We start from the raw sequence: 24,709 nt of genomic DNA on the forward strand, positions 1-24,709 counted from the left end.
TCTTTGTTTCAGCCCTGCGTTATACTCTGACCAGTTGCGGATCTCATATTTCTCTGTCATCTTTCGGGGTCTCATCTCCTGCTTAATACTTAATTTACCTTCTAACCCCCTTTTTATGCAACAACGCCAAGGAAAAAGGAAAAAATTTGGATTGATTATTCCGTCCCGTAGGGGCGTAGCATTTGCGCCACAATCTTGAACACCAACAGATAACCTCAATCCCCAAATGCTTCGCCCTCTCCGCCTTTACTGATCGCCTATCTCTGCTTGACCTCACCACCTTCAGCGACGCTTGTCCCTACATTGCAAGGTTAAGGGCAAAGTATTCCCAAAATAAAGCGATCGCAAAAATTGATAGATTACGGCGGGAATGCTATGCCCCTACTATTATTCATCGTCATCATCACCATATTGCTTAGGCGCTTTACCCTTTTGATCGATTACCTTCGCCTTTTTAAGCTTAGGATCAGGTTCATCAATACTTTCTAAGACTACATTAAACTCCCACCAGTCGCCAAAATCAAATACATAGGTAATGCGATCGCCGACATTAATTTGCCAAGCTCTCAGCAAGATCTCATCAGTAAAGCCGTCTCCGTCACCATGCTGAGTATAGGGATGATTAATAGTCTTAACGAAGCCTTGACGATCTTTGTAGGTAAATTGATGGAGATGATCGTTATCAAAATCAAAGGCTTTGAGAATTGCCGAACTAAAATCGTAGAGTGTCAGATGAGAAGGAATCGCAATCTTACGCCAGATCGTCTCTTTAGAAAACTTGTCCTTAGACTTCTGAACATAGGTTGGCAGAGATACTTTGAAAATGAAAATACCATCTTGGGCTTCAGGCTCAGGTAGCTCCAAATTGTTCTCCCATTCAGGAAATAAATCTAGCGCTTGAAATTCCTCTTGCAAGATCTCTGTCGGTGTTGACTTCTGCACAACTACATTGAGTTTCGTTTCTCCGGGTCGTGGTTCCGATTGGGGTTCTATAAACAGATCATCTTCTGCTTCATTAAACAGCCCCCTTTTCCAATCAGTTTTCTCCAATAGCTCCATTAGGGCTTTTCCAAAGGGTGATGCTTTTGCCTTAGTCAACCGCCAGCCTTTACCCGCTAGAGGTTCAGTATCTTGTAATTCTATAAATCCAAATAAATTCAACAAAGCAACATTGTGTAACTTCAGACGATTTAACCACTCGTTACTCTTGGAATTGTTAGGAGAATTATTAGTAGAATTGTCAGTAAAGTTTAAGTTCTCTTTAGCGATTGTCCCCCAAGAACTAACTACAAAGTACCATTCAGGAAGAGCACGGCGATCGTTGTCCATAATATCTTCACTGCTGTAATATATCCATGTGGCAAGCAGATTAAAATACTTCTCGATCGCATTTAGTCCCTGCCATGAAGTTAAAACTTGCGGATCGATGCTTAGTATATTCTTCTTTTTGTCTAATTTCACCACCGCGATCGCTGAGCCACGCAGTAGCAAATAGAGTCCATGAATATAGGGATAAGATTTTTGGCTAGGACGCTGAAAATCAATAGTGACGGGATGACTGAGACGACTGTTAAGCTCGGCAAGATACTTAGGAGCGATCGCCTGTTGATTAGCACTGACCTCTACTTTGTGAAGTTGTAAGAACTCGATAAAAGTCTCGAAATCCTGCACAATCGCATTGGGTTGAGTTGCCGAAAGTTGAGTTGCCGAAATTTGAGTTGCCGAAAAAATTGTTTCACTCAGCACTTTTCTGGACAACTGCGATAAAGGCTTTCGATCGGGCTGAGGGAGCGTCAAGAAAGGCGTGAATTTAAACATATTGGATATTGGCTAATTCTTCTTAGCAAGATCTAAAATTATACAGGTAAGGGCTATCCTCCTGTGGTCGCCCTATTTAGCTAGCAGCTATGATATTTCCTATACCACAAAATCACCAGTCATAAACTCAGGGACATTAATAAAATTCATGGACGTAAAAGCCGCAGTCGCCTTCGCCGCAGGACAACCCCTCAAAATTGAGACAGTCCAACTAGATCTCCCCAAAGCAGGAGAAGTCCTCGTCGAGATCAAAGCCACAGGAGTCTGTCACACCGACGCATTCACCCTCTCAGGAGCCGACCCCGAAGGACTATTTCCCGCGATCCTCGGTCATGAAGGCGCAGGTGTCGTCGTCGAAGTCGGCGCAGGTGTCACCTCCCTCAAAGCAGGCGATCGCGTCATTCCCCTCTACACCCCCGAATGCCGCAACTGCTCCTACTGCCTAAGCGGTAAAACCAACCTCTGCCAAGCGATCCGCGTCACCCAAGGACAAGGCTTAATGCCCGATGGAACTAGCCGCTTCTCCATCAATGGCGAAAAAATCCATCATTATATGGGAACCTCCACCTTTGCAAACTACACCGTTCTCCCAGAAATCGCCCTAGCCAAAATCCGCGATGATGCCCCCTTCGAGAAGGTATGCTACATCGGCTGTGGTGTCACGACTGGCATCGGCGCAGTAATTAACACCGCCAAAGTCGAAGTTGGTTCCAATGTCGTGATCTTTGGGCTAGGAGGCATCGGCTTAAACGTAATCCAAGCCTGTCGGATGGTTGGCGCAGACATGATCGTTGGCGTAGACATTAATCCCCAAAAACGCGCCCTCGCTGAAAAAATGGGCATGACCCATTTTGTGAATCCTTTAGAAGTAGAAGGCGATCTCGTTCCCTATCTGGTCGATCTGACTAAAGGCGGCGCAGACTACTCCTTTGAATGCATCGGCAGAACCCAAACCATGCGTCAAGCCCTCGAATGCTGTCACAAAGGTTGGGGAGTAAGCGTAATCGTTGGGGTCGCAGGCGCAGGTCAAGAAATCAGCACCCGTCCATTCCAATTAGTCACAGGTCGAGTTTGGAAAGGCACAGCCTTTGGTGGCGCAAAGGGGCGGACTGACGTTCCTAAGATTGTCGATTGGTATATGGAAGGCAAAATTGATATTGATAGCCTGATTACGAATGTGATGCCAATTGAGGAGATCAATGAGGCTTTCGATATGATGCACAGAGGCGATGCCATTCGCACTGTACTAACGTTTTAAGTAGTTCAGCATAAAACTTAAAACCTAGAAGAGCGTAACGCCCGCTACGCGGGCGTTACGCTCTCTGGTTTTGGTTTTTAATTATGCTGAACTACTTCAGAGATAGAAGATAGTGGCGTGCCACTATCTTCTATCTAAACTGTTCCATTAACCATGCTGTTGTTGCCGACTGATTTTCCTGCCGACTGCGTTGCAGAGCTTGCTCCAAGATTTCCAACTTCAGCCCCGACAATACTAGCGATTCCCGAATCCGCCGAGTACTACCATCGATCGCAATTGTAAAAGCAAAAATTTGCATGGTCTGAACATTCACAATCCAATATTCTGAAATGCCGAGTTCCTCATATTGCAAGCGTTTTGTGCCTAAGTCATCGGAGATAGAGGTATCTGATATTTCAATAACCAGATCGGGTAATGGGTATTGATCTAAATCAATAATTCTAGTTCCCCAAGGTATGACATCGGCTTTGTCACCAATGTAGTAAGACGCATCAGGCTGAAACTCAGTAGTACCTTTCTTCCGATAGGAACAGCAATCATGTCCATTGATCGGTATATTTCTCAAGGTGGCAAACAATCCAACGCTTAGAATAATCGTCAGGTGATCTTTGGAATGATCGGAGCCTGTGGACATATTTTCCAACCTCATTCTGCCATTGTAGTAGTAACTTTTAAGCTTGGAGGAGTCTGGAGCATCGGCAATATTGATAAACTCATCCCAAGACATAGCTAGCCAAGTATCTAGGGTCGTTTTGGTTTGCAGTAGGGGCATGGTATTCACCGAGAGGCGCAAATAGGCGATCGCTTATGCTTTATTTTACATTGCCCAAACAAAAAGAGAAGCCTCGCATCGCGAGGCTTCTCTTTTACAATTAAATAGCGCTATGCGCTGTTTACAACTAGGCAGCCGCGAAATTAGCCGCGACGAAATCCCAATTGATTAGCTTTTCGACGAAATTAGCCATGAAGTTAGGACGGCTATTTTGGAAGTCGAGGTAATAGGCATGTTCCCAAACATCCATTGTCAACAAAGGAACTTGACCTTCATGGATCAAGGGATTTTCAGCGTTAGGGGTTTTGGTGATTTTCAGCGTACCGCCTTCAGCTACAAGCCATGCCCAACCGCTACCAAATTGAGTAGCACCAGCATTTTTAAATTCGGTTTTAAAGTTATCTAAGCTGCCAAAGCTAGCATTGATGGCATCTAACAAAGCACCCGTAGGAGCGCCGCCACCAGCAGGCTTGATCCCATTCCAGTAGAAAGTGTGGTTCCAAACCTGAGCTGCGTTATTGAAGATTCCAGCTTTGCCTTCTTTGTAGCTAATCTTGATAATTTCCTCTAGGGGCTTATCAGCAAGATCGGTATCCTTAATCAAATTGTTGAGGTTATCAACATACGCTTTATGGTGCTTACCATAGTGAAATGATAGAGTTTCAGCAGACATACCAGAAGCTGCAAGAGCGTCTTGGGCGTAGGGTAAAGATGGGAGTTCAAATGCCATTGTTGTTTAACCTTTTAAAGTTTGAAGTGATTTCTCAGCTTTAAGTATTGTTACAATTATAAACTAGATTGTAAATCGTAGTGGCTGTTACAACTTTAAATTCAGCAGTTGTTAATTCAACTCTTAATCCAATCCTAAGGGTTGCAACGTAAGTAATACAAACCACTAAATTTAACCATGAAGAAGAGAAATTTTTTGCTCACGGGAGCCGCTGTCGTTGGTGGTTCATGGCTATTACAGTTTTGGCGATCGCCATCAACCAATACGGCGATCGCCCTAGACACAAATTCCCCCGATCAATTCAATCAAGCAACTAAAAGATACAAAATCATGAAAACTGAAGAAGAATGGAAACAAATCCTCACGCCAGAGCAATTTAAAGTTTTGCGGAAGCATGGCACCGAGAGAGCCTTTACTAGCCCTCTGGATAAGGAATATAGCAAAGGTAATTATAATTGTGCTGGCTGCGATCTGCCCCTATTTACCTCTGACACAAAGTTTAACAGTCGCACAGGTTGGCCGAGCTTTTTTGCCCCCATCGAAGGAGCGATTGGTACTACCGTCGATAATTCATTATTCATGCAAAGGGTTGAAGTCCATTGCAGTCGATGTGGCGGGCATTTGGGGCATGTCTTTAATGATGGTCCTAATCCCACTGGACAGAGATACTGTATGAATGGAGTTTCCCTAAAATTTATTCCTGCCTAAAAAGCCCAAAAGATAAGTGGCGGCGCAAAGCGCCGCCACTTATCTTTTGGGCTTTATGTTTACTAGTTACGCTGTTCTATTCCATTTTGAATAGTTGTCACATTATCGGGAGGACGAGTCCAGTTAAAGTCACTAATCCGTAAGAGAAATTCCCCTAACCCCTGATTGGGATTGTATCGTATCAGTACAGAATAGGTACGCCTTGCATATTCGAGAGAATATACCGAATCAAATAAGTTGCCACTATCCAAACTCCAACTTTGTTGAATACCAAAGCGAAGTGGTCCATAAATTTGCTGTACGATTCCAGCGGTAAGCGATCTGTTATCCGCAACGCGATCGAACAGGAAGGGCGATTTACCACTGGAAAAGGCTTGGGTGTAGCTCAGGGTTAAACCAGTATAGTCAAGAAAATCTTTGGCAAAATTACCAACTTCCGCAGCTAAACCAATAGTTCCATACAAAACTGCTTGATTAGCTCCATTGGAATAGAGAGAATTGACGCCTTGGGCAGTCACGAAAGCATCTAACCTCGGCACGATAGGCTTTGGAGAGAAGCGCAATCCCGTTTCTTTTTCGGCTGGCAATGCTTCGCCCCGATAAAGGGGAAAGGCGCGACTGAGCACGACAGCACTTTGCAAGCGAATTAGGGAACCAATCGTACTGGGTTGGATATCGTCACGCACAGCTCCCACCAACTGAGCTGAGACTTGATAGCTAAAGGAAATTTTGGAATCTCCTAAAGTATAGGTAGGAGATAGCAAGGTACTCCCAAGAATATTGTTCACATCCTGATATCCCAGCGAGCCATTGTAAACGCGATCGCGAAAGGCGTATTGAGATACCAAGCTATGATTGCCAAACACAGGAACCTGATGGCTGACATTAAAACGTAATAAAGAATCGATTTTAGAAAAGTTCAACCCTGAGAAACTGGCTCGCGCCGATAGGGTTTGTCCATCATCAAAAGCGCCATTTAAGGTCGCTACAATCCCCAAAATATCAAATCCTGAAAATCCACTTTGGCTAGAGAAAGCCCTTTGTAGGAGCAATTGTGGGGATATCTGCAAGCTTAAATTAGGCTGGGTGATGACATCAAAACTCTGTTGGTAATAGATACCATCGCGATCGCGTTTATCAAATCCCACTAGCGCGGGAGCAAAGCGTTGAAAGCGATCGAGGATAATACTATTAACAGGTAATGGCAAAGAAAAGCCCCGATCGAAAACAATCGTAGGCGATTCCAGATCGAGGCGGTTTTGAGTTGGAGAAATTGGTGTTATCGTCGCTTTGCTCGTTACTAATTCCAGCTCTGGAGGGCTAAATGGATCGTTAGTAACCCGCAAGTTTTCCGCAGTCCAATAATCCCCATCAATAATTAAACGCTCGGCAATAAACCCAATGCGACGCACTCGCCCTTCCGAAGCATCTCCAGTCCCCCCAACGGATACCGTAACTGAGTTAGTCGCCACATCCGCAGGCGATCGCGAAACTTCTGAACTTTGTAAATTACCAAGATCGACAGCACCTGAAGCATTGAGTAATTCGCCCTTAACATTGCCGTAATTATACGTAAGCTTAGTACCACGGAGCTTTTGATCGCCTCTGGTAAAAAATACATTACCTTCAGCGATAACCTCCTGTGTTTTCGTATCGAGCCGCACCCGATCGGCTTTCAGTTCTGATTTTTTGTAATTAATTACCACATTACCTTCAGCCAAAAACACCTGCGTGTTTACGTCATACTCTTGGCGATCGCTCACCACGTTCAACTTGTCACCTACTCGCGGTGGCAGAGTCGGACGAGGTTTATCCTTAGGCTTGGGCTTGGGCAGACTATTGGGTTTGATGGGACCTGCTTGAGCAATTAGGGTCGAGTTAATTTGCTGGGCAAGCGAATTAGGATCGGGCAGGGTATCAAAAAAAAGCTGCAACTGCGATCGCACCTCTGTTGGCAATTCCACAGGCAATCTGGCAATGCGGAGATCGAGCGTTGGCAGTGGTGACAACGTCTGATTAAAGTTAGCCTGTCTCACCTCAGCGTGGGAGTGAGGTGGCAGTTGAGTTGAAGGCGGTGGTAAGAAGTCCATACTCAACTAAGTTTACAGGATTTTTATCTGCGATATAGCTGTCGCTTGTAAAGTTAAGACATAAAACTGAGAAAGTAAAGGTGGGGCTTTAACTTAGTATTCCCCAAAGATGAGTGGCGGCGCAAAGCGCCGCCACTCATCTTTTATTCTAGCTATCTCTTACAATGCGCTGCTATTCTCTTCTTGGGTGATATCGTAAATCTAGTTACGTATTTGTACAGGCATGAGCAGATAGGTCATTTTAGTTGCGCCGATAGGTACAAGCACCGCAGGACTAGTCGGATTATTCATCTGAATTTGGATTTCATTACTTGGCAAAGCCTTTAAGCCATCCAGCAGATATTTAACATTAAAGGCAATTTCTACATCTTCACCCGACACTTGGGCAGGTAAAGATTCTCTCCCTGCGGCAACATCAGGAGCCTCAACGGACAAGGAAATTTCTTGCCCAGTAGAATCAACAGAGATTTTAACAATATTATTTTTTTGGTCAGCCAGTACCGCGATACGCTCTAGCGCAGATAGGAATAATTTGCGCTCTAAGGTAACTTGGCGATCAAATCGGCTAGGTATCAATTGCCGATAGTTGGGATAAGTACCATCCAACAAACGAGAAATGAGGATTTGATTAGCACTTTGGAAAATCATATTGGCGCGATCAAACTTAACGGCGATCGCCCCTTCGGTTTGCTGATTGAGCATTCGCTCTAGCTCCCGCAAAGCCCTTGCAGGAATGGTTACTTCCAAATTTGTTGTGACGGTGTCCTCGGTCACAGGAGGCTCATCCGCATCTAAAAATCCTGTCTGTACCACGGCAAGTCGATGCCCATCGGTAGCCGCAAACTCAAGGCGATCGGCATTAGCCGTAAGATGTACCCCCGTCAAAATCCGCTTCGTCTCATCGGCGGAAGTCGCAAACAAGGTGGAAGAAAGCCCGCTTAACATCGCCTCTACAGGCAAATAGGTAGTTTCGCCATCTTCGCCAATTTGCGGTAATTCGGGAAACTCCTCTACGGGCAAGCCATGCATTTGGTAGCGTCCTGAACCACAGACAATCGAAACCATCGTATTGTCCTTATCCACATTGATGGTGATGTCTTCATCGGGCAACCGTGAAACAATATCGTTAAGCAACTTTGCAGGCAGAGTAATCGATCCCGCCTCTACTACTTGAGCGGGGAAAGAAACCTGAATACCTAGATTGAGATCGAAGGCAGTCATGCCAAGGCTTTGGGATGAACTATCCGCATCTAAACGGATGTTAGCCAAGATCGGGTGGGTTGGACGAGATGCGACCGCACGACCGACAAGGGCAAGATTAGCAGCGAGTTGGTTTTGGGGGCAGACTAGTCGCATAGTTTAGACAGAGGAATTTTTAACGTGAGATAGGGGAATGTGAGACTAAAACTAGATTTTGAATAACTTCTGGATTCTCTTGTATTCTCTGACCAATGGAAGAATCTAGTTTTGGATTTTAAGACTGGGAACTGGAGTTTTATAGTTTAGATTTTCCCAAAGTGTTACTTCTGCAAGATGTCAAATCGTACCAAATTGGTTAATCGTTTGGTTAATCGTATTTTGCACTTGCTATCTAGATAACTTGACATTGGCTGAAAAAACTAAATTAGAACTAAATTAAAACTAAATTACTTAAATGAATTCTTTAAATTTTGAGGATTCTGGAGAGTTTAAAATCTCTTGGGAAATGTATTGGAGAATACTTTACGCATAGCTTCGGCAAACGAGCTCAAAAAACGAGCTAAAAATAAAATTTTTAAACTTGTTTAAACTTAATTTTTCAATAGGAGCTTTTTAGTTTCTAGTTTTTTGATTTGTGGAAGCCAATCATAACATCGTTAGCAATTTTTGTATTGCCAAAATTAATTTTTGTTTTTCATTTTTTTTTCACTCGATCTAATTATTACTCTTTAAAGAAATAAAAAATCTTTAATAGTAGTAGTAGGGGCTGTGGAAAATGTGGAAAACTCAAAGAAAAGTATATTCAGTAAGTCTTTTAAGATTTTCCACCTGTGGAAAACCCTGTGGAAAAAATGGCTAGTTTTCCACAGGGTATAAATACCTAGTAAAAGTTTTCCACATTTATTTAAAAGTTTTCCCCAGATATTGCCTGCTTTTCCACAGATGGATTAGAGTTTTCCACAGGTTTTCCACAGGCAATCTATCAAGATCTAGAGTTATCCACAGATAAATAATGCATATTTTTATAAAAAAATCACTTGAAGATTGCTTGAAAAAAATTAATAATAATTTGACAATATGAATTTATGACGATTAAAAAATATCTACCTGTTTGTCGATTCTGTCGGGAGATCTTGATCGCGGCATTGGCGATCGGGGCTTAGGGTTAAGAATAACTGAAATTTTACTTGTGTTTTTGATGACTACCTTTTCGATTGATATAGTGTTGAAAATGGAAATAAATGGACTTGGTTTAAAAAACAGTTTTAAAAACAGTTTTAAAAATAGGTTAAAAATTTTGTGATTAATTTTGTGATTAATTTTGTGATTAAAATGCTGCTTGAAAATTTATTTTGTTGCCTATTTCGTCGCCTATTTTTGGGGGCGATCGCCTTAACCCTTGGATTTAATTTATTAACTGGTAATGCCTTTGCTTTGCAGGTGTCAGATATTCCTGACTTAGCAGAGATCAAAAAACTAACCGAGCAGACATGGGTAATTGATGACTCGGAGGTATTAAGTGCGCTTACTAAAAGTGCGATCGCTAGTAAAGCTGAAAAAATAGCTGAATCAACAGGAATTGAAGTGCATGTGCTAGCCATCCAACGGATCGATCTCGGTCAACCTGCTTCAGAGTTTGCGACAGAGCTATTTGATAAATGGTTTCCAACGGATGCCGCGAAATCCAATCAAGTGTTGCTATTTATGGCGACGGAAGACCACCGTACGGCGATTCAGACTGGAGCCAAGGTCAAAGAAGTTTTGCCCGATAGTATTGCTAATAGTATCGCGGATGAGACGATGCTCTATCCTGCCCGTAAGTCAAACTATAACCAAGCCGTAAATGAAGGCTTTGCGCGTCTGGAAATGGTGTTAAAGGGGAATCCCGATCCAGGGGCTCCCCTCTTAGCAGTAGAAGAAACTGAGACGAGTAACTATGCAACCAGAGAAGAGACAGAGGCGAGTTCGTCGAATGTGGTGGTGATTATTTTGCTGATTTTGGCAACTTTGTTGCCCATGGCAACCTACTATTGGTTACAGAGCCAACCATAAGGTTTCCATACGTTAACCAGAGAAAGACAAGTGGCGGCGCGAAGCGCCGCCACTTGTCTTTTTATCTATTGCTCGTCAAAATTGATGTCTTGGGCGAGATTGGGAGGAGTCACTGCGCGAGTTACTCGGACTTTGTGACTTTCCCTTTGGGTTTGAGCTTCGATCGCGATCGCTTCAAAGGCAACATCAATGCTACTGAGAGGAATCGAGATATGCGTGCGGGTTTCGATAAACTCGGTATTGGGAACTACACTAAAGTCTAACAACCAGCGAGGACCATCGACAATTATGCGGGTCTGTAAATCTTTAATCCAGAACTTCACAAAGAACTTGGTAGTGAGTACGGGTAAGCGCACGGTGATCAACATTGGCGTACCTGAGATAATTTCCCCAGCAGGAATGAGGAGTTCGGGGATCGGAATCGGTTCCTGTTCTGAAAAGCTTTGTGGGGAAGATTCTTGGATGTTACGGATAGTTTTAGCCGTTTCCGTTAGGGCGTAAGCACTGGCATTGGAGCTAGACAATCCACCCACAGGGAAAGCATTGGGATCGGTAGTTTCTTCCCAAACATATTCATTGAGGATCAGATCGGATTCAAAATCCAGAAGTCGATCCAGTTGTACATCAAGTTCGCGATCTAATTCCGCCAGACTTGTGGATTCGGAGATCGTTCGGATCCGATCAGGATTATCGAGGTCGATGGACGCAGCGGTATTTTCCAGCGGTTCATTTATGGGTAATGGCTCGCTGGTGTAGTTATCGAGTAATAGCTCCTCAGTGCGTTGGCTAGCTTTTTGGGCAGCGATCGCATCGGCAGATAGGGTTTGCAGCTTATTGAGAAAACGATGGTTTGGCTGTTGGGGAGGGTGATCTTTAATGAGGGGTAGTTGACTATTGCCCAAATTACCTAGGGATGTCTCCAGCCTTGGTTGTTCGAGTAATTCTTCGTAGTTTTGGGGGAGTTCCTCTTCAAAACTGTAATACAATTCTGGTTCTTTATCATTGAGAAGGGGGCGATTTTGGCGATCGCTACCATCAAGAATGCCGATATTGGTCAGCTCAAAACTGGTCAGATCGGAGTTGGAATCTATTTGATCTGGGGTCGCCTCTACCTGTGGAAAACTGTGAGGCAGATCCTCATCAGTGGTAGAACTGGAGGAACCCAAATTTTGACCCGTTGCTTGAGATCTCGGTTGGGGTAAAGGGGGTAATGACAAGGCAGTAGCAGGGCGTTGTGGCTCTCCCTGAGAGACTTTGGGCTTATTAGAAGGTAAGGGTGGCAAACTAAGGAAATTGTTCGACTTAGTTTTTGGAGATGGTGGATTAGGTTGATTGTCAGGGGTGAGGGATGCCTGTGGAAAACTCTGGGGAATCTGTGGGTAACTAGGAGCATCATGCCCTGATGCGGTTGGTTGTAAATTACCTTGAGAGTTACTTTCAGAATTCTGTTTTTGAGCTTCTTTAATTAGTTCTGGAAGAACTCTTGATGCGGGATAGGAAACCGCGATCGCCTGTTGGCAAACAAATAAGTCCTGATCGAGTAAGTCCTGATGTGGTTGGAAGTCCTGTTGGGGATGGATTTGTACCTCTCCAATCAGGACTTGAATTTCTGATGGTGGAGGAACTTGGATCTGGTATTTAAAGGGAATGGCTCCATTCACAGGATTGCGATCGCTAGAATCAGCGATCAAGTAGCGCTGACTGACCAAAACCTCAAGGGTTTGGGGATCTTTGAGGGTTACCTCAAGCTCGCCTTGAGTATAGATATCTCCAGTCAGGTTAAAGCTATTGTCCTCATTAATGATGTATTGAGGTTGTTTGAGGCGCAGTAAAATTCGGGGCTGAAGGGGAATGTCAGTTTGTGCGGTGGATGATGCTTGTGTGGTTGCCTGCTCTAAATTAGAGCGATCACCTTCACCCAGTAGACTGCTTTTTAATGACAGTGTAGCTTGCGCCGCATCTTCCCGTTCGTCATCAAGTTCATTATCAAGTTCATTATCAGGCTCGTCGTCAAGCTCGTCATCATTAAATAGGGCAAACTCCTCAAACATTGATTGCACTAGTTCGGTCGATCTCTGCTCGGCAATATCGAGAATAGGGGAGCTATAACTGAGAGGAGTTGGTTCTGTTTGGACGATCCCCAATGCGTTGGTATGGGAGTTATTTGGGATGTCCGTTGCTATTTCTAGAGCTTCTTCAGGATCGCTATATTGCCAATCAGAACCAGCTTCTGACGAGATTTGAATTACATCAAACTTGACTGTTTTTCGCCATGTAGGAGGAATATTGGTATTTACTGTTTCTGTATCAGTAGAATCGGGATCGGATTCCGTCGCTAAGCAATCAATTTGCCATTGCCCAGGAACAAAATTGGTGTAGGGCATCACGATCAGCAATCCATCATGGCTGATTCGCTTTACAATTTTTTGTTGAAGTGGTTGATGGCGGACATCGGCGAGGGGGCGATAGGCGATCGCGATACCAACTAGTGCATTTGCTAAAGCAGAGCGTGCAGCAAGTCGGTACTGCCCTTCCAAAATCTCAACGGTGGGAGACTCTAGGGGCAACCAGGACTTGTCACCTTTGCGTTGTAGCAAAAATTCCCAGTTTTCCATATGTGGCGATCGCAGGATAAGTGTGCTTAATTATCGCAAATACTAACCCATCTAGGCTGGTATAGCAATTGTCATTAAGGAGGCAATATGTGAGATATCGGGCTATACGATTTTTCCTTACCAGCCCCCTCTCCCGTAGGAAAGGGAAATTAAGAGAGATAATCTTTCTCCTCATCCAAAAGGTGGATGGTGGCGCGAAGAGCCGCTACTCACCTTTTGTTTTTTGTCCTACAGTGCTTTGCGCTCATATCCAAACCCAGAAACTTTTTGAAAGTGTTGCTTTGCAACACTTTCAAAAAGTTTCTGGTGGTTCTTTTGATCGAAAATTGCTGTAAGCAAAACTTGCATTGCTATATTCTTTTGCGGTAGGACTGATACCAATTCACGAAAGTGTGATCACACTTTCGTGAATTAAAAACTAAACCTTGTAAGGATTTTTAAATTAAGAAATGGCGTAGCCATTTCTTAATTTGGTATGAGATGTGGAGATTTAGATAGAAAGACCGAGCTTTAGCCCTAATAAAGCATGGGCGATTAAAAGTACGACGATCGCACTGCCAAGGTAAGCGTGTGCATTACGCAGTAATGGTTGATTGCCTCCAAACCCAGTGAGCGAGATTGTGCCGTTGATGGCTAGTAAGGTCAATACTACGGAGCCAGTAAGGAAATGAGGGCTTTCTAGTAAAGGTTTTCCCTGCATCACCAAGGATAACAGTCCGCCCGTATATCCTGTTGCCAAGAAGACGGTCATTAGCGGTGCGACTTTGCGATGATCTGCTTTATTCTTAATGGCTACTTCATTGTCCGTTGTAGTGCGGCTGCGCCATCCTGAAATTGCTACAAACGATCCCATCGCAAAAATGACGATCGCCATAAATAAGGGATGACCCCAATGAGTTACCGAGGCGGGGATAGGCAGAGATTTGAACTGGTCGGCAATGGGCTGAATGGACTCAGTGAGTTTGTTGGCAAATTCATTCATAGACTTGAAATGATTTAGTAGGAAAACTATAAAAAAATTTACATTTTTTAATATATTGTAGCTTTTATTTGTCATTGATTAAGTAGCTAGGCGCAATTAAATATAAAGATCCAGAATCTGTAGCGCACGCGCAGCGTGCGCTACAGATTCTGGATCTTGGCGACTTACGCTATAGCTACAGTCGCTTGACTTCGGAGAAATCAAAACCCAAGAATTGATGTGCGGTGCGCCGCGCATCAATTCTTGGGTTTTATGTCTATACTTGGTGACAGCTATATAGCGATATATATGGCGCTCCTCGTGCGAACAAAATGCGAACAAAGTGCGAACAAAAAAACAAACGAAGATTTCGCCCCAACCTTCTTTGGGGGATATCAGGGGAAGAGATGTTCCCCAAACCATTTAGGGTTGCTATAGTAGTATTCCTGCGTAAATTTGCGTAAATTTTAAGATGTCGCGATCGCGGTGAAATAAAACAGGTGATTCAGAGCGAGCAGACGATCTTGTTCTCAGAAAATGGACATTCCCTTAATGGACGATCCCTAGATACGTTAGCTAGAGCGATCAGTCTGTTTCAGGGGAATTTCTCATTAATTATTGTCAATTGCAATTACCGCAGTCTTCGCCAAAATATGTTGACTGCTTTAGCGGCAAAAACAGGTTTGCTCTTCCGCGAAATTTGGTGGCGAGAGTCCCACGAAACCCTATATGGTAAATTGCAAAACCTTTGGCGAGAAGGCGCGATCGATCATATTCCTGCTTTGATGTGTTTGGGTTTGGAGCAAACGCCAGCCACGAATTTAGAAAATTTATTTTTAGAAGCAAACCTCTTTCGCGATCGCCTCAAGCAATATATCAACTGTCCTTTGGTGCTGTGGTTAAGCGATCGCGAACTACAGCAATTATTGACTAGCGCTCCAGAGCTAGCAAGTTTGGCTGCCCCAGCAATTAAGTTCGCCTTGTCCCCTGCCGAGTTATTTACAGAAGTTAACCAGCAGGTAGATCGCCTATTTGCGATCGCTAGAGATCTTCAGATTCCTCTATTTTGGCAGGACACCAAAATAGATACCGAGCGCGAATCATTCTCTAGTAATGAGCTAGAACTTGCCCGCCAAGAATTGCGCAGAGCTGTTCTTGAGAAAGATGCGAAGAATACTCATAGCTCTGAAAGCCCCATCAAAAAAATTGCTGGACAAGATAACTGGCATAACTTTAACGAGCTATTCAATAGTGATCTCTTCAATAGTGATCTAGCTGATGGGCAAAGTGGTTTCTTAGAATTAGAAGCAAAATTAGACTTTGCGATGGGGCGATTATTGTGGCGCTCCTCTGATGTTCGCGATCGTGATATATACGAAGAATCTCAAGGTACAGTCCATAGCCTTGCCCAAGTCTACTATCAATGCAGCCTTGCCTATTGGCAGAAACTGGATAGACCGATCGAGCGGGGGATCGTTTTATTCTATTTAGGAAATTTGTGGTGGCATAATTCCTTTGTGAACGGAAGACATTCATCGACTTCTTGGGTAGCGGCGAAACAATTTTTTCAAGAAGCGATCGCTGCTTTTAAACAAGCCAATCAGTTGGAGTTAATGGCTAAGTATAGCCGAGCCTATAGCGGAGTCCTCGAACAGCTTAGGGATTGGGAAGAACTCCAAAAATGGATTGAATCCCTACTGCCGCTACACCAACAAACCCCCCTCGAACTTGCCCAAGACTACGGCTATTTAGCCAAAATAGCCATAGAAAAGGGAGAATGGCAGCAAGTGAAAGAGTATTCCTGCAAAGCCCTATCGACCCTAGAGCAAGTTCCTGTTTTTCATGAAGAGAACTTGATGCATAATTGGCTACGCCTGCGTCATATTCAAATAGGTCAATACCAACTATTACTGACTCAGAGCTATCTTCAACTTAATGAGATAAAATTAGCCTCTAGTTTAATCGAAGAAACGATCGCTAATTTTAATCTGAACTACGAACCCAAGCTTTATATTCGCTTCCTCGATACTTTTCACGATCTTGCCTTCGCTCAAGGACGTTATCTTGAGGCTTTCCAAACTCGACAAAGACAGCGATCGCTAGAGCAACAATATGGGCTAAGAGCCTTTATCGGTGCGGGAACACTGCAACCCAAACAACTCTCTCCTTCTAATCTTGCCGAGATCGAGACGAGTAAATTTGATCTTAATACTGGAGAAATTGCTGCCTCTGGACGAACTCAAGATGTCGAAAGGCTAGTTGAAAGAATTCTCTCCCTAGAGCATCAGCTTACTGTAATTCATGGTGAATCGGGAGTCGGAAAAAGTTCTCTGGTAAATGCAGGGCTGATTCCTGCGTTATTGCAGCGATCGCTGACAGGTCAAGAATTACTACCAATCGAGATCCATATCTATACCAATTGGCTCAATGCTATTTCCTTAGCTGTTTATAAAAATTACGATCTCGGTTACAGCGATCGCGTAGCGGTCAAACCCTCTTCATCTTCCTATAGATTGGAGAAAGATGGGAAGGAGAATATGGATGAAAGACGCAGAAAAGGCGATCGCGATATTGTCAATTTACTCCTTAAATTTAGGCAATTAGCCGTGAATGGGACGCAGATCGTCCTAATATTTGACCAGTTTGAAGAATTCTTTTCTACCTGCTCCCAGCCAAGGGAAAGACAGATCTTTATTGATTTTTGGCAAAACTGTCTGAAGATTCCCCTATTAAAAATAGTAATTTCTATTCGTGAAGACTATCTCCATCTACTATTAGAATTAGACTCAGCCCATGCTGAATTTGATATTTTAAGTCGGAACTTCCGCTATGCCCTCGGTAATCTCTCCCTCTCGGATACCAAAGCTCTGATTGAGAACTTGACGGCAAATGCTAATTTTCCCCTCGAACCGATTCTAATCGATGAGTTAGTGAGAGATCTCGCTGGCGATCGCGGTTCGGTACGACCGATTGAACTGCAATTAGTTGGCTCGCAAATTCAAGATCGCAATATTACGACCCTTGCCGCCTATCGAGCTGCTGGATCGAAACAGCGTCTTGTTGAGCAGTCGGTGGAAGAAGTGATTCAGGCTTGTGGTAGTGCGGCTTTCATCGCCCAACAGATCTTGATCTTGCTAACGGACGAGCAGGGCAAACGTCCATTGCGTACCTATAATGAATTGCGAACGGGGCTTTTGTCCTACTCTAGTAATACGGAAGATCTCGATTTAGTTTTAGAAATCTTAATCGGATCGGGCTTAGTTTTCCAATTACCTGAAGTCCCCAGCAATCGCTATCAGCTAGTGCATGATTACTTAGTGCCATTTATTCGGGCTAATCAGGAAGCAGGTTTGCTGGCTGAGTTACGGAAAGTACGCTCCTCGGCTCAACGCAGCGAAGCCAATCTCAACCGCTTAACCAAGTTCGCTTTGGTCGGTACAGTATTGGCTTTATTTGTGATGGTGGGGCTATCTTTTCAAGCAATTCATCAACGTCAACTTGCAGAATTTGGTGAAATTGACGCATTGATCTCTTCGGCAAATTCTAGCTTTTTGCTGAATCGGCAATTAGAGTCCCTATCAACAATCGTACAATCAGCTAAAAAGCTGCGAGCCATTGATGAAGGACTGGATAAGACAAGAATTAAGCAATCAATGTTTGAATCCTTGCAAACGATCGTTTACAGCATCCGCGAGCGATATCGCTTTTATTCGCTGAAAATGGATGCTCCCTTTTATGCCGCCAAATTTAGTCCTGATGGCAAGATCATTGCGTTGGGGAGCTTTGACGGTAGCGTATCTCTATATCAGAGCGATGGCAGCCCCATCTCGCGTTTGGTCGGTTTAAGAACGAGCGATATTCGGGGCTTGAGTTTTAGCCCTGATGGTCAAAAAATTGCATCGTCAGGGAAAGGAAAGAGTGTCAGAATTTGGAATATCAATTCTGGTAAGTTAATTGCGAAGTTCTATGCCCATCGCGATGATATTTTGCGATTGAGTTTTCATCCTGATGGCAAAAGATTGCTGACGGGTAGTAATGATGGCACTGTCAAACTGTGGGATAGCGATCGCGGTGTCGAACTGTTGACCTTGAACCCTCAAAATGCCAGCAATAGCCCTGCTATTAGAGAAACTAACTTCATTCAAGATGCCAGTTTTAGTCCCGATGGTAACTTGATTGTGACGGCTAAAAATACGACGATCGCGCTTTGGGACTTGCAAGGTAACTTGTTAACTAGCGCGAGCGTCCATGAAAAAGAACTTTACAATGTGAGATTTCATCCTGACGGCAAACAACTGTTAACCTCAGCTAGAGATGAGACGGTCAAGCTGTGGAAGATTAGTGATCAAAATCGCCAAATTCAATTGGTGCGGATGTTTAAGGGAAACTCAACCGATGTATTGAGTCTAAACTTTAGTGCCAATGGCGAGCGCATTGCGCTTGGTGCTCAAGACAACACGATTCAAATTCTCAATAATGAAGGAATCTTAGAAATGAAGTTAGGAGGACATACTGACGGTATCTTTGATGTTAGCTTTAGCCCTGACGGGCGCTATCTCCTGTCTGCTAGTAAAGATCGAACTGCTCGACTCTGGGATCTAAAAGCCACGCTACTAAACACTCTTTACGGGCATACCAGTACCATTTGGTCGGTCAATTTTAGTCCTGATGGCAAAATGTTTGCCTCTGGTAGTGTTGATAAAAGCATTCGGCTCTGGAATGCCGATGGAACTCTCAAACAAGAACTCAAGGGGCATGAGGATACGGTCTATGGGGTTAGTTTTAGTGCGGATAGTAAGAAGTTAGTCTCGGCCAGTAATGACAAAACTGTGAGAATTTGGGATGTGCAAACGGGTAAATTACTCCATTTGTTGAATATTCATGGTGCTAAATTGATCTATGCCACCTTGAGTCCCGATCAAAAAATATTAGCAACCCTTGGTTGGGATAATAAAATCAAGCTATGGCAATGGAATGATGACGATCGCCCGCAGCTATTGCAAGTGCTAGATGGTCATACCCAAACAGTTTGGGCGATCGCTTTTAGTCCAGATAGCCAGAGATTAGCTTCGACTAGTAATGATCAAACTGTAAAAATCTGGGATGTACGTAGCGGGCAAAAGCTACATACGATGGAAGCTCATGGCAATGGTGGGCTCTCGATTGCCTATAGCCCTGATGGTCAACAAATTGGCTCCGCTGGTAAAGATGGCAAATTGAAGTTATGGAATGCGCAAACAGGGATGCTTGAGAAGGTAATTACGGTTACTCCCGATGCTTGGATTTATGGCATGAGTTTTAGCCCTGATGGCAAGGTGATCGCTACCGCCAATGCCGATAAAACCGTCAAAATTATGGATCGGGCTAGTGGTCAGTTACTCAAGACATTATCGGGGCATAGTGCTGAGGTCTATGCATTGACCTATAGTCCTGATAGTCAGAATATCCTGTCGGCTAGTCGAGATGGTACGCTCAAACTCTGGAATGCGGAGACCTTGGATTTTGATGAACTCGTCCAAAGAGGCTGTAACCTGCTCAACAATTATCTTAAATATACGCCAACCTTATCCCCAGAGATAAAACGAGTTTGTATGTCACCTCAATCTCTTAAATAACGTGAGTTAGGGATAATTTGAATCGGGATTTGAGAAAGGGTTTGCGTAGCAAACCCTTTCTCAAATCCCAAGATTAAAAGCCTTGCGTAGCAAGGCTTTTAATCTTGGGATTTTAAAATTTGCCAGCTTAACCCGAACTGACGTTACTTACTGCATTTTATTTTTTGCAAGTTGGAATGGAAGTAGTCTGAGCATTGGCGAGGGAAGGATCAAGGCATAGCACTTGTGAGAAACTTACTTCTATATCTTGCTCGTCTAATCTGGGAGAGCGTCCTTCTAAATCCTCACGGCTTGGAAATACACCACCAAATCCATTCACAACTTTATTGGTAGCTGGCAAAGTATTGGTCAGTGAAAATGATGCGGGAGTAAATCCAGTTGCTGTCGCCGCTACTGTATAACTGCCTGAAACTCCATTGGCGGTGAAGGTAGGAGCTACGGCAATACCAAGATTATTGGTTAGTACACTGACATTACCAGCAAATGATCCACTGGCCCTGCTAGATGGTGGAGCAAAAGTAACTAAAACATTTGGAATTGGGCTATTCACGAAGTTTTCGGTGACTTGCACGCCTAGAAGCTGAGCAAAACTGGTGTTGATATTGGTACTCTGGGGTGTGGAGTTAGCTAATGGGGTGAGACTAAAGCCTTGAGATTCAAATGCACCGATATCGACAACACCACCAAAAATGCGGGTTGCACCCCGTTGATCGTTACCTACTGGAGCATTAGCATTATTCCCAGCATTTAAGGCTGGGCTATTGGGTAGGAGTGCATGGGTTTGGGTCGAGCCGCCATAGTTGCCAAGGGGTGCAAGTTGGGGATTGATGGGATTTGCGATCGTGCCGATGAGAGAGCTAGTGGGAAATGTGGCGGCGAAGCCATCATTTGCACCGATTAAATTATTGCCGCCATTAGTAAAACCTACTCCTGCGACATTACTCCCCAAGTCAGGAGCTTGCAATCCTCGATCAAAGTTACCTGCAATTATCGAGTTTCTAATCGTGAATGTGCTGCCATTACGAAAAATCCCACCACCATTACCTGTGCCATTGTTATCGGCATCGGCAGTGTTGTTGGTAATGGTGCTATTGGTGATCGTGCCTCCGCCACTGCTCCAAATCCCACCACCATTATTAGCAGCCGTATTACCCGACACAGTGCTATTGGTGAGGATCACGGATCCAGCGCTCCGAATCCCACCACCAAAACCACCAGCCGTATTACCCGAAACAGTACTATTGGTAAGAGTCACGTTTATACTGCCAAAAATCCCACCACCACTAGTAGTAGCCGTATTACCCGACACAGTGCTATTGGTGAGAGTCAGGTCTCCACCGCTAAAAATCCCACCAGCATTAACAGCCGTATTACCAGAGACTGTGCTATTGGTGAGGGTCACGACTCCACTGCCATAAATCCCACCACCACTACTAGAATTCGCCGTATTACCCGACACCTTACTATTGGTGAGGGTCACGGTTCCAACGCCATAAATCCCACCACCACTAGCAGTAGCCGTATTACCCGACACAGTGCTATTGGTGAGGGTTACGGTTCCATTGCCAAAAATCCCACCCCCACTAGTATTCGACGTATTACCCGACACAGTACTATTGGTGAGCGTCACGGCTCCATTGCTATAAATCCCACCACTAGTATTCGCCATATTACCCGACACAGTGCTATCGGTGAGGGTCACGGCTCCATTGCCAAAAATCCCACCACTACTACTAGCAGCCGTATTAGCCGACACAGTGCTATTGATGAGGGTCACGGCTTCATAGCCACTATTGTTTATCCCACCACCAGTATTCGCCGTATTACCTGACACAGTGCTATTGGTGAGAGTCACGGCTGCTAAGCCATAAATCCCACCACCATTACGACCCGCCGTATTACCCGACACAGTGCTATTGGTGAGAGTCACGGCTCCACTGCCCCAAATCCCACCACCATCAAAATTCGCCGTATTACCCGACACAGTACTATTGGTGAGAGTCATGGCTCCACCGCCCAAAATCCCACCACCAGTATTCGCCGTATTACCCGACACAGTACTATTATTGAGAGTCACGGCTCCATAGCTAAAAATCCCACCACCACTAGCAGCATTAGCCGTATTAGCCGACACAGTGCTATTGGTGAGAGTCACGGCTCCATTGCCCAAAATCCCCCCACCATTACTAGTATTCGACGTATTACCCGACACAGTACTATTGGTGAGAGTTACGACTCCATTGCCCAAAATCCCCCCACCATTACTAGTAGCCGTATTACCCGACACAGTACTATTGGTGAGAGTCACGGCTCCATAGCCATCAATTCCACCACCAATATTCGCCGTATTACCAGAGACAGTGCTATTGGTGAGGGTCACGGCTCCATTGCCAAAAATCCCACCACCACTACCAGCAGCCGTATTACCAGAGACAGTGCTATTGGTGAGGGTCACGGCTCCATTGCCAAAAATCCCACCACCATAAATAGCAGCCGTATTACCTGACACAGTGCTATTGGTGAGAGTTAGATCTCCAAGGCTAAAAATCCCACCACCACTAGCATTCGTCGTATTACCAGAGACAGTGCTATTTGTGAGGGTCACGGTTCCATAAAAAGTATTAGAAATCCCGCCACCATTGCCTAATCCTGGATTCCCATTGATAATTCTTAAACTATCAAATGTGGTATTGCCATCACCCACGATATTAAAGACGCGCACCGCATTATTGCCACTCACCGTGACATTGCTTGCTCCAAATGCGCCGCTGATGTTGAGATCGCCATTAGTAACATCAATCGCCAAAGTTGAAGCCAAAGTAATCGCTGCTTGAGCGCCATTAAACACAGTCGGGTCAAACCGAATATCATCAGCGCCCGCTAAAACATTGGCATCAAGAATAGCTTGCCTCAATGACCCTGCACCCGCATCATTAATATTCGTAGCCGTAAAGGTAACCAATCTCCCATCATAACTATTCTGGGCTTCAGAACTAAACACCACACCCGTATTCAGTTTCCCAGTCTGATACTCTAGATTCCAGTTACCACCAAGCTTGCTGCTACCCGTGAGGTCAGTCGAAGCCGCCACATCACGCCCCGTATAGTTTTTCACCGCCTGAACTAGTGCCGCCCCATTCTCTCCACTAGCCAAATTACAGGCATAGAGCAGAATATTTGCCGCAGGAGATAGAGAAGTCTTCCAAGCTTGGAGATCATTAGCATACTTAGCAATATTCTCAGTACTAACAAAATCTTTACCTAGCCAGAAATTACCCACATCACCTTCAGAGACAATATGCAAACTATTTGCACCTGTGACACTCGCTAAAGTCTCAGTTACTTGCTGAATGCCGTACTGGTCTGGATTAATCACCGTCACACTACTTCCGCCATTAGTGCCATCAAGTAAGGTTTGATAGTTTTTAACGGTGCTGTCGATGAATACAAAATTCCAACCCTGTTGGATATTCGCCGCATTCAAAGAAGCTTGAGTCGTGTTGTAGTGATTGGCAAGGACATTGATATTTGTTGCCGAGAGATTACCAGTAGCGATCGCCTCTCCCGCTTTGGTCGGTGCAGTAATCCCTGACCCAGTCAGTAATTTTGGCAAATCAATTCCTGCGATCGGTTTGGCACTGCCCAATTCTTGCTGAGTTGCGATGGGGAGATCGAAACTCAGCACCCCACCTTCAGGCGTAATCCTTACATACTTACCATCGGGAACAGCCACGATATTGATTGTTCCATTAGGTGTGGATATAGCTCCCGTATTGATCACAATGCCACCAACAAGCGAAATACTTTTCCCTTGAGAAGCGGTAAGATTTCCTTGATTGACGATTACACCTGATGTTTGGTCTTGAGTCAGTGCTGTTGTCGGACTAGTAAAAGCAAACGCATTAGGAGTTCCAGTCAGATTCTTCAGATCGCTGGCGCTAGTATTCATGCCAAACCAACTATTGCCAACTTGAATTCCATTGGCTGTAGTAGCCGTAAAGGAGGCAGGTACATTCAAACTTGCCTTATTCCCAAAGATAATCCCTGCGGGATTCATGATGTAGAGATTAGAATTGCCGCCTGTCAGTTGGATTAGTCCATTGATGACGGAAGGATCTCCTCCAACAACGCGACCAAGAATATTTTGAATGTTTGGTTGACTGAGAAAGTTGGCAATTTGTCCTTGACTTAAGCCAAATTGCTGAAAACTATGGAAGATATTTGTTCCTGCTTGAGTTCCGCCTGTAATGTCAAATCTTTGTCCATTTGGCAATATGACTGTGCCAGTTCCATCTTGTGCGGCGGTGATCGATTGCGCTGTGACGGGTGCTGTCAGTATTATTGGTGATATGGCGATCGCGATCGCAGTTGTTGCCCAATACTTTCCCCAAGTTGACTTCAGCATAATCTCCAACAAACCCATCAAAATTTTTACTGAGACTTAACAATATAAATTTATACTATACTATTGAGACTTCATCGCAATAATATATTTAATTAAGACTGACATATGCTAACGTTTTTACTGTTCGTGAGGAATCAACGTAAAAACAAGAACTATGCGCCCAAAAATAGCGGAATTAAAGGTCAAGCTCGCAAGAATTCATCCAATATTATTAGGGCTTTCTACCCTTGCATTAGTAGCAACAGATTGTGGGTTATCGGCTAACGCTAATCCACTTTCCACAGATTTAATACCTTCGCTATCAACTAGTTCTATTTCCTCACAAGACTTAGATCATTCGTAAAGAATCAGGTAAGAAATTGACAAAAGAGCCAAAGCGGCTAAAGTAAAGGGATGAAAGAGCCACCGCAATATGAACGAGAAGCCCTAGAAAATATGCCAGTAGGAGAACTGGTAGAAGTAATCGTGCGGCAACAGGAATGGGC

Annotated in this window: 13 protein-coding genes; 4 read left to right on the top strand and 9 right to left on the bottom strand. The window is 44.2% G+C overall.

The features are described 5' to 3' along the window. Nucleotides 1-219: hypothetical protein (locus tag PSE7429_RS27165; RefSeq protein WP_040687942.1), on the bottom strand; the 219-nt coding region annotated here is incomplete at its 3' end. Nucleotides 220-387: 168 nt separating this feature from the next. Continuing rightward, nucleotides 388-1,818, bottom strand: coding sequence for a plasmid pRiA4b ORF-3 family protein (locus tag PSE7429_RS09110; protein ID WP_009626854.1), 1,431 nt, complete (start codon nucleotides 1,816-1,818; stop codon nucleotides 388-390). 148 nt (nucleotides 1,819-1,966) lie between these two features. Between PSE7429_RS09110 and PSE7429_RS09115 the strand changes: the two genes are divergently transcribed. After that, complete coding sequence (locus tag PSE7429_RS09115) at nucleotides 1,967-3,076, top strand: S-(hydroxymethyl)glutathione dehydrogenase/class III alcohol dehydrogenase (RefSeq protein ID WP_009626855.1); 1,110 nt, start codon at nucleotides 1,967-1,969, stop codon at nucleotides 3,074-3,076. Between the two features lie 130 nt (nucleotides 3,077-3,206). Here PSE7429_RS09115 and PSE7429_RS09120 read toward each other — a convergent pair whose 3' ends face one another. Then, nucleotides 3,207-3,848 (bottom strand): Uma2 family endonuclease, encoded by a 642-nt coding sequence (locus PSE7429_RS09120; RefSeq protein WP_009626856.1) that lies wholly within the window; start codon nucleotides 3,846-3,848, stop codon nucleotides 3,207-3,209. Between the two features lie 127 nt (nucleotides 3,849-3,975). After that, the gene (locus PSE7429_RS09125) at nucleotides 3,976-4,578 is read right to left on the bottom strand and encodes a superoxide dismutase (RefSeq protein WP_009626858.1); all 603 of its coding nucleotides are present in this window, start codon (nucleotides 4,576-4,578) and stop codon (nucleotides 3,976-3,978) included. A gap of 177 nt (nucleotides 4,579-4,755) precedes the next feature. Here PSE7429_RS09125 and msrB point away from each other — a divergent pair, with 177 nt between their 5' ends. Then, nucleotides 4,756-5,286 carry a peptide-methionine (R)-S-oxide reductase MsrB gene (gene msrB, locus PSE7429_RS09130; protein WP_040687945.1) on the top strand — a complete coding sequence of 177 codons (531 nt, stop codon included), beginning with the start codon at nucleotides 4,756-4,758 and terminating at the stop codon, nucleotides 5,284-5,286. A gap of 62 nt (nucleotides 5,287-5,348) precedes the next feature. On the opposite strand, the gene PSE7429_RS09135 is transcribed toward msrB, so the two are convergent. Together PSE7429_RS09135 and dnaN are read right to left on the bottom strand one after the other, a co-directional pair. Next, nucleotides 5,349-7,376, bottom strand: a complete 2,028-nt coding sequence (locus PSE7429_RS09135; RefSeq protein ID WP_009626861.1) for a DUF3769 domain-containing protein — start codon at nucleotides 7,374-7,376, stop codon at nucleotides 5,349-5,351. A 201-nt stretch (nucleotides 7,377-7,577) separates the two neighbouring features. Then, a complete protein-coding gene (gene dnaN / locus PSE7429_RS09140) occupies nucleotides 7,578-8,732 on the bottom strand; it encodes a DNA polymerase III subunit beta (RefSeq protein WP_009626862.1) in 1,155 nt (384 codons plus the stop codon). Between the two features lie 1,176 nt (nucleotides 8,733-9,908). Between dnaN and psb32 the strand changes: the two genes are divergently transcribed. After that, on the top strand, nucleotides 9,909-10,628 hold the full coding sequence (gene psb32, locus PSE7429_RS09150; protein ID WP_071590132.1) for a photosystem II repair protein Psb32: 720 nt from the start codon (nucleotides 9,909-9,911) through the stop codon (nucleotides 10,626-10,628). A gap of 65 nt (nucleotides 10,629-10,693) precedes the next feature. Here psb32 and PSE7429_RS09155 read toward each other — a convergent pair whose 3' ends face one another. Then, nucleotides 10,694-13,243, bottom strand: coding sequence for a hypothetical protein (locus PSE7429_RS09155; RefSeq protein WP_009626864.1), 2,550 nt, complete (start codon nucleotides 13,241-13,243; stop codon nucleotides 10,694-10,696). A 490-nt stretch (nucleotides 13,244-13,733) separates the two neighbouring features. Then, nucleotides 13,734-14,225 (bottom strand): DUF4079 domain-containing protein, encoded by a 492-nt coding sequence (locus PSE7429_RS09160; protein WP_009626865.1) that lies wholly within the window; start codon nucleotides 14,223-14,225, stop codon nucleotides 13,734-13,736. Between the two features lie 479 nt (nucleotides 14,226-14,704). On the opposite strand from PSE7429_RS09160, the gene PSE7429_RS09170 reads away from it, so the two are divergent. Further along, nucleotides 14,705-19,819 (top strand): WD40 domain-containing protein, encoded by a 5,115-nt coding sequence (locus PSE7429_RS09170; RefSeq protein WP_144052501.1) that lies wholly within the window; start codon nucleotides 14,705-14,707, stop codon nucleotides 19,817-19,819. A gap of 157 nt (nucleotides 19,820-19,976) precedes the next feature. On the opposite strand, the gene PSE7429_RS09175 is transcribed toward PSE7429_RS09170, so the two are convergent. Further along, the gene (locus PSE7429_RS09175) at nucleotides 19,977-24,224 is read right to left on the bottom strand and encodes a DUF4347 domain-containing protein (protein WP_158467624.1); all 4,248 of its coding nucleotides are present in this window, start codon (nucleotides 24,222-24,224) and stop codon (nucleotides 19,977-19,979) included. Between the last annotated feature and the right edge of the window lie 485 nt (nucleotides 24,225-24,709).

It is taken from the genome of Pseudanabaena biceps PCC 7429 (assembly GCF_000332215.1).
Taxonomy (GTDB): Bacteria; Cyanobacteriota; Cyanobacteriia; order Pseudanabaenales; family Pseudanabaenaceae; genus Pseudanabaena; species Pseudanabaena biceps.

Coding starts and splice junctions, on each gene's coding strand:
- PSE7429_RS09125 (WP_009626858.1), bottom strand. CDS start 4,578: ATGGCATTTGAACTCCCATCTTTACCCTACGCCCAAGACGCTCTTGCA.
- psb32 (WP_071590132.1), top strand. CDS start 9,909: ATGCTGCTTGAAAATTTATTTTGTTGCCTATTTCGTCGCCTATTTTTG.
- PSE7429_RS09115 (WP_009626855.1), top strand. CDS start 1,967: ATGGACGTAAAAGCCGCAGTCGCCTTCGCCGCAGGACAACCCCTCAAA.
- PSE7429_RS09155 (WP_009626864.1), bottom strand. CDS start 13,243: ATGGAAAACTGGGAATTTTTGCTACAACGCAAAGGTGACAAGTCCTGG.
- msrB (WP_040687945.1), top strand. CDS start 4,756: ATGAAGAAGAGAAATTTTTTGCTCACGGGAGCCGCTGTCGTTGGTGGT.
- PSE7429_RS09120 (WP_009626856.1), bottom strand. CDS start 3,848: ATGCCCCTACTGCAAACCAAAACGACCCTAGATACTTGGCTAGCTATG.
- dnaN (WP_009626862.1), bottom strand. CDS start 8,732: ATGCGACTAGTCTGCCCCCAAAACCAACTCGCTGCTAATCTTGCCCTT.
- PSE7429_RS09135 (WP_009626861.1), bottom strand. CDS start 7,376: ATGGACTTCTTACCACCGCCTTCAACTCAACTGCCACCTCACTCCCAC.
- PSE7429_RS09175 (WP_158467624.1), bottom strand. CDS start 24,224: ATGCTGAAGTCAACTTGGGGAAAGTATTGGGCAACAACTGCGATCGCG.
- PSE7429_RS09160 (WP_009626865.1), bottom strand. CDS start 14,225: ATGAATGAATTTGCCAACAAACTCACTGAGTCCATTCAGCCCATTGCC.
- PSE7429_RS09110 (WP_009626854.1), bottom strand. CDS start 1,818: ATGTTTAAATTCACGCCTTTCTTGACGCTCCCTCAGCCCGATCGAAAG.